Source organism: Desulfovibrio sp. (assembly GCF_041907885.1).
Taxonomy (GTDB): Bacteria; Desulfobacterota; Desulfovibrionia; order Desulfovibrionales; family Desulfovibrionaceae; genus Desulfovibrio.
This window is the reverse complement of the sequence record NZ_JAYRGM010000005.1, coordinates 169,448-179,007: the sequence shown is the minus strand read 5'-3', so window position 1 is coordinate 179,007 and position 9,560 is coordinate 169,448. Positions and strand designations below refer to the sequence as shown.

Below are 9,560 nucleotides of genomic sequence, written 5' to 3'. Positions count from 1 at the left end.
AGCCACGCGCCCCGGTATTTCGCGCAAGTTCGCGGCTTACAGTTGAGACGCTACGGCCTATCGCTTTGGCTATGGCCCTCAGTGACGTTCCACTTTTCACTGCCTGGCAGATGTAGTACCGTTCTTCCCTGGCAAGGTGTGCATAGCCCATACGCCCTTCAATCTTTGGTTGGATGGAGAGGCTAAAGGGCTATACCACCTTGCCTTTTCATTCAACTTTGAGGGTGTTGCACTTGTAAGTTGAATCCGCCTTTCATTTGCGGGGTAATGCTCGCACTCAAGGTGAGACGCGGCGCAAGGAAAAAGATAATATTTTTGGCAGTGGTAGCCGCGCCCCCATTGCCATTTCCCTGCTGGTAAAAAACCCAAAGTCCAAACAGCGCGGCCAGGTATTTTTCCATGATATTGGTGACTACCTGAGCCGAGAGGAAAAGCTGAAGGCAATACAAGACTATGCCAGCATTGCTGGCATTACTGCCGCCAACGGCTGGCAATCAATTACACCTGACGACCATGGTGACTGGCTCCAACAACGAGATGACAGTTTTAGTCAATTCATTGTGTTAGGCGATAAAAAGAAAAATGAAACCGGACTTTTTGAAAATTTTTCTCTTGGTGTAGTTACAAATCGTGATGTGTGGTGTTACAATTCCAGCTTAAGCATTATAACAGAAAACATGCAGCGCATGATAAATTTTTACAATACAGAAGTATTTCGATTTGATACATTGTATAAATGCTTTGACAAAAAAGAACGTGGATCAAAGATTGAATCATTTATAGACACAAATCCCACAAAAATTAGCTGGACGCGATCACTAAAGCAGTTTCTTGTAAAAAATTATAGTTTTTATTTTGATGAGAAATCCCTAATACACAGTCAATACAGGCCATTCACTAGACAATGGCTGTATTTCAATCGCACTTTTAATGAAATGGTTTACCAGATGCCTCGCATCTTTCCAGAACCCACCTCCGAGAACATAATCATTTCTGTTTCTGGTGCTGGGGCGAAAAATGGAATTTCTTGTTTTATAAGCTCTACAATCCTTGATTTGAACTGCCTCGAAGCTGGTGCGCAATGCTTCCCCCTCTACCTCTACGATGACCCCAGCGAAACAAAAGCCCCCTCGCAATCGCAGGGCAGCTTGTTTGACGCACCGGCCCCAGAGCCGAAGCAGCGCACCCGCCGCGATGCCATTACAGACGAAGGCTTGCAGCATTTCCAAAGCGCCTACCCCGGCGAAAAGATCAGCAAGGAAGACTTGTTTTATTACATCTATGGCTTGCTGCATTCGGAACAGTATCGGGAATGGTACGCGGACAACCTCGCCAAAGAGCTGCCCCGTATTCCCCGCGTAAAACTGGCGGCGGATTTTTGGGCCTTCAGCAAGGCAGGGCGCGAACTGGCAAAGCTGCACATTGGCTATGAAAGTGTGGAGCCGTACCCGGCAACTGTCGGCATTGCTGGCGGTAAAACGCTGGACGATTGCACGCCCCAGGATTTCAGGGTGGAAAAGATGCGCTATGGCAAAAACGGCAAGGAGAAAGACCTTACAACACTGCATTACAACAGCAAGATTACCGTGACCGGCATTCCCCCTGAAGCCTATGAATATGTGGTCAACGGCAAGCCCGCGCTGGATTGGGTGGTGGAACGCCAGTGCGTAAAAACGGACAAAGACAGCGGCATTGTCAATGACGCCAACGATTGGGCCAATGAAACCATGCACAACCCGCGCTATCCGCTGGAGCTGTTTTTGCGCGTCATTACCGTGAGCCTTGAAACTCTCAAGATAGTGAAGGCACTGCCAAAGCTGGAGAAAGCAGAGCTGAGCTAAGCCAATACCAGCCCCGCAAACTGAACTTTTATGAACCACCCATAGCTTGGCGGGGGGGCAAATGTTGGCAGCGCATGACCGTAAGACCGTATGCGCCCCTGCTCATGACATTCTGGCAAGAAAAGGCCCGGAAAACCTGCACAAATGGCGGGGGATTCCGGGCCTTATTATGTTTATGGCTTTACCCTGGCGGGGTCGGCCCCCCTTTTTACTGCCAGACCACCTCGCCTTGAGCCGTTGCGGCGGGCATCATTTGGCTTGGTAAGGAGCAAACAGAACGGAAGCCAACCCGCAACCCCGTTGCCGCGCAAGTGCCGCACCACCACGCAAGGCCCGGAGTGTTACGCCATGCCAAGCATCCAAGGCAGCGTTGCGGCTGCACAGCATTTTCAACCGCTGCATCACACATTGCCGTTTTTTGTCCGGGCAAGCTGGGCAGGCTGGACACTTCAATAGTTTCAACGTGTTGTTGCTGCCCAGTTTGGTTTTGCAATTCCGGGCAAACCGGGCAAGTTGTTGGCGGAATGAACAGATCAAACCAGGGCATCTGCATCACCCCCGCAGCAAAGCACATAGCACCTTTTGCGCCCAAAGCCCGGCAAATCATGCGGCGGCTTGCGCGTGTTGCTGCCAGAATCGCCCGGCAACAGCAAACCTTTTTCCAGTAGAACAGCCACAGCCCGCTGCAACGGAAAGCCCTTGCAAATCTCTGATTTGAAACTTTCCGGCAAGACATAGTATTCCATGCCTTCGCCAGTGTTGCTTATGCGGCGAAAGCCCACCCGTTGGCTGCAAGGAGCGGCGAGATTGTCCATATCCTGAAAGCGGCTAGCGCCATGCTGCTCAATAAACAGCCTTACCTGTGTTTCAATGGCGGCATCTTCCGCCGCCCCGGCTCCACCCCGCAATAAAAACCATGCGTCAAAACAGGTTTGAATGGCGGCAAAGGCTTGCCCTTCTTTCCAAGGCAGAAGCCCCCAGTCTGTAGCCATTTCGCCAGCTATGGCACATAGGGCAAACCGCTGGGCAACCCTTCGCACTTGCCCTGAAGCATTGGGCGGGCAAAGGCTTTCTGCTGCTGTTTGCAACGCGGGAGAGAGCTTTTCCAGCGTTTGCTGGCGGTGCTGCTGAAGTTGCGTAATGAAGGCGCGGGCCGCGTGCCCGTAATTTTGCGCGGCGGCTTTTTTTATGCAGTCCGCAAAAGCACTGGGGCTTTCATGACTATGCAGATTTTCAAAAATGCCTAAACCTTTTCCGGCATCCGCAGGCACATCAATCAGCCGTACTGCCTGCCCCGCCTGTACCTTGCCGCCCTCTTCTGCAATTTTGTCCGCAAGCCCTTTTTCGCCGGTAGAAAGCACCATGCACCGCCATGACTTTACGGCTTTGGCGGAACCGTCATTCATGGCCCGCGCCTTGCCCATACCGTTGGCGAGGAGGTAGGCAGCCTCGCTTATCGTGCGGGCCGATGCCTGCCCTATTTCGTCCAGACACAAAAGAGCATCATTGTGCAGCTCTGCCATGCCTTCAAGGCCGTTGGCTGTTGCCCGCCAGTTTTGCACATAACCGCCAGAGGCTGTGCCCTTGCCCCACGCACTGCCCCCCACAACCAGAGCCGTTGTTTTACCCGTGGAACTTTGGCCCACAAAATTGAATCCGCCGCTTTCCTGCCCAGCCAGATGCACCAGTGGGGCGGCAAGTGCCCCGCATATTGCCAGCATTAAACGGCTGTTGCCTTGCGCCCATGCGCCAACGGTGGCTTGCCATTGTTCCAGAGTGCCGCCCGTAAGGTAGGGGTTTTGGACCGTTGCGGTTTGCAGCACAATCTTGCCCAGATTGCCCGGTTCTGACTGGGCACTGCTGGACAGCGGCAACACGCTGTTTTCATTAACTTGTCCAGCTTGCCCAGTTTGCCCAGTAGTTTGTTTGATTATTGCATCTGGAAAAACAAACTGCTCGTAATGCCAGCCGATACTGGGAACGCACCACACACGTTCCAAAGGCTGAATTGTGGCAAGAAAAAGGGCTAACAAGTCGCGAGCACGCTTGCCGGGGGCACCGCTCCAGCCTTCATCTGCAAGCCGTCCCAACCATGCGGATGGGTCGCGCCCTGTCAAAATGGCACTGGGCATTGCCCAGGTATGTTTGCCGTTATCAGGGTCTTGCCACTCCAACAGCAACCCCCATGATCTGCCGTTTTCATCGCGTGTTCTGCCACGTACATGCAATGGCGGGCCTATCCATGTTTCAACAGGCTCTCCGCCATCTTTTTGTTCAAGATGCCACAGGCCTTGCTGTTTTCCCGTTGTGCGCAGGGAATAGCCATTGGGAAGTTTTGTATGCTGTTGTGAGGTTTCAGGTGTTTGCCCGCTGGGCTTGTGGGCATTCATAAACTGCGTGCGAACTTCCCCGGCCCCCATTTTTTTATGGAGGTCATTCCAGTCAACCTTTCTGCCTTCATGGCGAGGAACAGCAATTTCTGCGTCTATGGCCTGAGCGGCGGCGGTGGCTTTTTCCACCCCTGTGTTGGGCGAGGCATCCGCATGCACGTCATTGTCTGCGCAGATGACAATCCGCCTGTTGGGAAACTGGCGGCGGGCCGCTTGCGCTACGGGCAAAAGATTGCCCGCGTCAAACGCCACCCATACGGGATAGCCAAGGCATTCATGCAGACTTAGGCCGGTTGCCAACCCCTCACTTATCAGCAGCGGAGAGTCTGCGCTCTCGCCAATGGGAAAAACACAGCCCTGTTTTCGCCCGCCGGACAAAAACCGCTTTTCGCCCTGCTCACTGATAAACTGAAGGTTCACAAGCTGCCCTTCAGCATCATAAAGCGGAACCACCAGTTTGTTGTCGCGGAAAGAAATTTTAAGGCCGGGCAATGATTGCACGCCCTTGTCAGCCAAGTACACATGCCTCCCATGCGCTACCATTTTTGTTGCATCGGCATACAGCCTTTGCGCTTTTTTTGCGGTTTCGGCTTGGCGGCGTGCTTGCTCTAGCGCTTGCAGCCTGCGGTTTTCTTCCATGCGGCGGGTAAAGGCCTGACGCTCAGCGGGTGAAAAACTTGTTTCGCCTTGCGCCGTCCATACACCAGTTGCCCCTGTTCGCCAGTTTTGCCACCACACAGAGCAAGGCGCATCAGCATGGGCACAATACGCACCGTCTTTCTGGCGGGCTTTGCCTTCAACGGGCACGCGATGGAGATTGCCGTCAAATTGCAGATCATCCACCAGCAAGCCAGCGGCACGCATTTCAGCAAGAGCCTGAGAGGGGTCTATTATAGAAGCATGTAGATAATTGAGTGGAGGCAATCGGTCTGGCGGGGGTACCGCCAAGGGTGGAATGGGGGTGGAATTGTGAGGCTGGGCGGCGCTACTTGCTGCCATCAGCCACCCCCTGGACGCCGTTTTCAAGAATGGGCATGAGGTCAGCCATGCGCCAGGCCACAGCACGGGAACCAATTTTTACGGGGGCGGGATAGATGCCGCTGGAAATGCCCCTGTACCATGTGGCGGTGCTTACACCTGTAAGCGCCAGTACACGGGGCAAGCGGACAAGCTGAAGGTTTTGAGAGGAAGATGAATTTTCCTGTGACGCTGCAAGAGGAACGTGTTTCATAATTGAAACAATCCTTTACAGCACGGCACAGCGCACAAAACCCGATTCCCCCGCATTTTCTTATTGCCAAATGGTAATACTGCGTATACGGAGAAGGGGCATTGTACAAATGTGCAATGCGTTGGTTTGTAGGGCTGACACGGCAAATGGCTGGCCCTAGCATTCTCATCGGGAAGAATCCCATTTTTGAAAGCGGTTCGTGCGCCAACACGGACCGCTTTTCTCATGCCTTTTCTAGCGTATGCAAAGAACCTCACATTGTGTCAAGACGATAAAATATCTGGTTCTCCGCGTCATTTTAATAACTAGCTGATTTTACAATCAAAAGATTAGTTAGTGATTTTTAGATTTTTTTTATAGTTTCTATTCTGAGACACATAAATTTACCATATAGGAAAATTATTCCCAAAAATTGGAACACAAGAATATGGCTTGTTCCTGTTATAGAACAAAAATATTTCACCTGAAATATGATGTTTGACATAACAAGCTATGCCCGCAGGCATAATCAACAGTTCACATTCAAGATAACTCCCCACTGAATCCTGTTTATTTTGAAAATTGTGTTGACATTTTTTTCAAATACAGGTTAGCGCAGTCGCTAATTTCTATACAAAAGTATAAAAAGTGGGCACTAGTGGCAGAAAAGTCATACTGTGGCTCTAATCCTTTTTGCATTACATCCGCAAACTATCCAAAAAATCTGCCCACTCCTGCATCATTTTACGCCGCTCAGGAAGATATTCCGCATAATTATAACTTGCCCTAACACTATTGCGTTCCCCGTGGGCAAGCTGGCGCTCTATCCAATCTTTATTGAAGCCCTGCTCATTCAACAGCGTACTTGCAAGACTTCTGAAGCCGTGAACAGACATTTGTTCTTTGGAATACCCCAGGCGGCGCAAGCCCGCCAAAAGTGTCATGTCGCTTATGGGGGCGCTTTTTGCCCGCACACTGGGGAACAGATACGGCCCATCGCCGCTATACGGATGCAAATCACGCAGGATGCCCAGTACCTGTCTGGATAAAGGTACGATGTGCAGCACGCGCATTTTCATGCGCTTTGCCGGAATGCGCCATTCCGCATTCTCAAGGTCAAATTCTGTCCATTCGGCCTTTCGCAATTCGCCGGGCCGCACAAATACATATGGGGCCAGCCGCAATGCAGCCCGAACAACCAGATTTCCGCTGTATGCGTCAATATCGCGTAGAAGCTGGCCTATCTCCTTTGTATCCACAATGGTTGAAAAATGCCCTTCTCGCGGAACAGGGAGAGCGCCTTTAAGATCAGCACCGGGGTCACGCTCTGCCCTGCCTGTAGCTATGGCATAACGAAAAATGCGGCTTGTATCCTGCAATATACGGTGGGCAGTATCCAATGCCCCCCGCTCTTCAACTTTTCTCAACACCGTCAGCAATTCAGGTGCTGATATTTGCGCAATGGGGCGCTTGCCAATAAAGGGAAAAACATCTTTTTCCTGACGGGCAAGAACACGTTCTGCATTGCTTTCTGTCCATCTGGGGGCATTTTTGGCATACCACTCGCGGGCAACGACTTCATAGGCATTTGCCGTTTCCGCTATGCTGGCAACCTTTGCCGCCTGCTTATGCAAGGAAGGGTCAATACCCCTAGCCAACAGAGCCTTGCTTTCATCGCGTTGTTCACGCGCTTCTTTCAGGCTAACAGCAGGATATGCCCCAAAGCACACTATTTTTTGCTTGCCTTCAAAGCGGTACGCCATACGCCACAGTTTCCCGCCAGCAGGGCTGAGGTGTAAATACAAACCGCCACCGTCAGAAACCTTTTTGACTTTGCCCGTGGCCTTCATATTTCGTAGCTGCGTATCGCTTAAGCTCATGTTGGTATCTCCTCATGGCGGTTTGCGCCTAGCTGGCTGAAAGATACCAACATTGCCGCCAAACCCTTTATTGGCGGGGCTTGTAAAAAATGTTGGTACCAACTTTCAGGAAACGAAAGATGCCAACAGATATACCAACACTATGTTGGTATGTACAGGTAGGGAGTGAGAACTAGTGAGAAGTCAAAATGGCGGAAAAGCTAAGCCCCGCAAGGCTTTTAAGGCTTTGCGGGGCTTTATGAGAAGTAAATTTGGTGGGTCGTGCGGGGATCGAACCTGCGACTCTCTGCTTAAAAGGCAGATACTCTACCTACTGAGTTAACGACCCGTAGAGACGCGGAATATATCGACAGCCACAGCGACTGTCAAGCGCGACTTGCGACAATTTTTTGTCCAGAGCCAATTTTTTTTCAAAAAAGAGCTATGCGCCCTTTTTTTCCTGCTTGGCCCAGGTATCACGCAGGGTTGTGGTGCGGTTGAAAACTGCCAGCGTGTCCGTGCTGTCCTTGTCCTTGCAAAAGTAGCCAAGGCGTTCAAACTGCATCTTGTCGCCAATCTTGAAGGAAGCCAGCGCCGGTTCCAGTTTGGCCTCAACCTTTTTGAGCGATTCGGGGTTAAGGTAATCCAGAAACGTCTGCCCTTCAGCCGTGGCGTTGGGGTTTTCTGCCGCAAAAAGCTGCTCGTACAGCCGCACCTCTGCGGGAATGGCATGCGCCGCCGAAACCCAATGGATGGTGCCCTTTACCTTGCGGCCATCGGGGCTCTGCCCGCCCCTGCTTTCGGGATCGTACACGCAGCGCAGCTCCACCACATTGCCAGCGTCGTCGAGCACGGCCTCGCGGCAAGTGATAAAGTAGGCGTAGCGCAGGCGCACCTCTGCACCTGGGGCCAGCCTGTGATATTTTTTGGGTGGCTCAAGGCGAAAATCATCGCGTTCAATAAAAAGCTCGCGCGAGAAGGGAACCTTGCGGCTGCCGTACGAGGTGTCTTCCGGGTGGTAGGGCATTTCAAACTCTTCCACCTGGCCTTCGGGATAATTTTCAATAACCACCTTGATGGGGTCGAGCACAGCCATGACACGCGGGGTGTGGTCGTTGAGGTATTCTCGCACGCAAAAATCGAGCATGGAGTAATCCACAGTGGAATCGGCGCGGGCAAGACCAATGCGCGAGCAGAATTCGCGCAGGGCCTCTGGCGGAATACCACGACGGCGCATACCGCTGAGGGTGGGCATGCGGGGATCGTCCCAGCCGGTCACGTGGCCTTCCTTCACCAGCTGGATGAGCTTGCGCTTGGAGAGCACCGTGTAGGTGACATTAAGGCGCGCAAATTCGATCTGCTGCGGGCGGTACGTGCCCAGGGTTTCGAGCACCCAGTCATACAGCTCGCGGTTGTTGATGAATTCGAGCGTGCAGAGCGAATGGGTGATGCCCTCGATGGAATCGGACAGGCAGTGGGTGTAATCGTACATGGGGTAGATGCACCACTTGCTGCCCGTGCGGTGGTGTTCCGCATGGCGGATGCGGTACAGGGTGGGGTCGCGCATGACCACATTGGGCGAGGCCATGTCTATCTTGGCGCGCAGCACCTTTTCGCCATCGGCAAATTCGCCCGCGCGCATGCGGCGGAACAGGTCGAGGTTTTCCTCTATGCTGCGGTTGCGCCAGGGGCTTTCCTTGCCGGGCTGGGTGAGCGTGCCACGGTATTCGCGTATTTCTTCGGCCGAAAGATCTTCCACATAGGCCTTGCCCATGGTGATAAGCTGCTCGGCGTATTCATAGAGCTTCTCGAAGTAGTCGGAAGCATAGAATTCGCGGTCGTCCCACACGCCGCCAAGCCAGCGGACGTCTTCACGGATGGAATCGACGTATTCGGTTTCTTCCTTGGTGGGGTTGGTGTCGTCAAAGCGCAGATTGCACAGCCCGCCAAATTCTTTGGCCACGCCAAAGTTGAGGCAGATGGATTTGGCATGCCCCAGATGCAGATACCCATTGGGCTCTGGAGGAAACCGCGTGTGTACGCGGTTGCCAAAACGGCCCGTTGCGTTGTCTTCGGTAATGCGGGTACGAATAAAGTCCATGCCGACTTTACCGGTTTCGCCGGTGGCTGCAGATTCGGCAGCCTGGGGGGCGGCGGGCATCTTTTCATTTTCGGGGGCCATAATGCGCTCCAATAGTTCCATTTAAAGAGAGAAGTTCTTAAAATTACGCCAAGCTGCGGCCCCGGTCAATGGCGCGCA

At 52.6% G+C, this 9,560-nt stretch carries 7 protein-coding genes and 1 tRNA gene; 2 read left to right on the top strand and 6 right to left on the bottom strand.

All coding sequences use genetic code 11. From position 1 onward, the window contains the following. A partial coding sequence (locus ACE3NW_RS05235; RefSeq protein ID WP_374279632.1) for a helix-turn-helix domain-containing protein occupies nt 1-151 on the bottom strand: 151 nt, incomplete at its 3' end. 106 nt (nt 152-257) lie between these two features. Between ACE3NW_RS05235 and ACE3NW_RS05230 the strand changes: the two genes are divergently transcribed. Continuing rightward, entirely contained in the window at nt 258-1,841 is a 1,584-nt protein-coding gene (locus ACE3NW_RS05230; RefSeq protein WP_374281081.1) for a type ISP restriction/modification enzyme, read from the top strand. A 533-nt stretch (nt 1,842-2,374) separates the two neighbouring features. On the opposite strand, the gene ACE3NW_RS05225 is transcribed toward ACE3NW_RS05230, so the two are convergent. Continuing rightward, entirely contained in the window at nt 2,375-4,753 is a 2,379-nt protein-coding gene (locus tag ACE3NW_RS05225; RefSeq protein WP_374281079.1) for a DUF927 domain-containing protein, read from the bottom strand. 234 nt (nt 4,754-4,987) lie between these two features. Here ACE3NW_RS05225 and ACE3NW_RS05220 point away from each other — a divergent pair, with 234 nt between their 5' ends. Next, nucleotides 4,988-5,137 (top strand): hypothetical protein, encoded by a 150-nt coding sequence (locus ACE3NW_RS05220; protein WP_374281077.1) that lies wholly within the window; start codon nt 4,988-4,990, stop codon nt 5,135-5,137. Nucleotides 5,138-5,216: 79 nt separating this feature from the next. Here ACE3NW_RS05220 and ACE3NW_RS05215 read toward each other — a convergent pair whose 3' ends face one another. From ACE3NW_RS05215 to ACE3NW_RS05200, 4 genes are all read right to left on the bottom strand, one after another. Further along, nucleotides 5,217-5,462: an AlpA family transcriptional regulator gene (locus ACE3NW_RS05215; RefSeq protein WP_209818544.1), complete on the bottom strand. Its 246-nt coding sequence runs from the start codon at nt 5,460-5,462 to the stop codon at nt 5,217-5,219. 677 nt (nt 5,463-6,139) lie between these two features. Next, on the bottom strand, nt 6,140-7,321 hold the full coding sequence (locus ACE3NW_RS05210; protein ID WP_374281074.1) for a tyrosine-type recombinase/integrase: 1,182 nt from the start codon (nt 7,319-7,321) through the stop codon (nt 6,140-6,142). Between the two features lie 252 nt (nt 7,322-7,573). Further along, nucleotides 7,574-7,649: transfer RNA gene (locus tag ACE3NW_RS05205), tRNA-Lys, on the bottom strand. A 93-nt stretch (nt 7,650-7,742) separates the two neighbouring features. Continuing rightward, nucleotides 7,743-9,461, bottom strand: a complete 1,719-nt coding sequence (locus ACE3NW_RS05200) for a glutamine--tRNA ligase/YqeY domain fusion protein (protein WP_374281100.1) — start codon at nt 9,459-9,461, stop codon at nt 7,743-7,745. Nucleotides 9,462-9,560 lie beyond the last annotated feature (99 nt).

Bases quoted from the DNA above. Each gene is read 5' to 3' on its own strand.
- ACE3NW_RS05220 (WP_374281077.1), top strand. From the start codon at position 4,988: ATGGGCACAATACGCACCGTCTTTCTGGCGGGCTTTGCCTTCAACGGG.
- ACE3NW_RS05215 (WP_209818544.1), bottom strand. From the start codon at position 5,462: ATGAAACACGTTCCTCTTGCAGCGTCACAGGAAAATTCATCTTCCTCT.
- ACE3NW_RS05210 (WP_374281074.1), bottom strand. From the start codon at position 7,321: ATGAGCTTAAGCGATACGCAGCTACGAAATATGAAGGCCACGGGCAAA.
- ACE3NW_RS05200 (WP_374281100.1), bottom strand. From the start codon at position 9,461: ATGCCCGCCGCCCCCCAGGCTGCCGAATCTGCAGCCACCGGCGAAACC.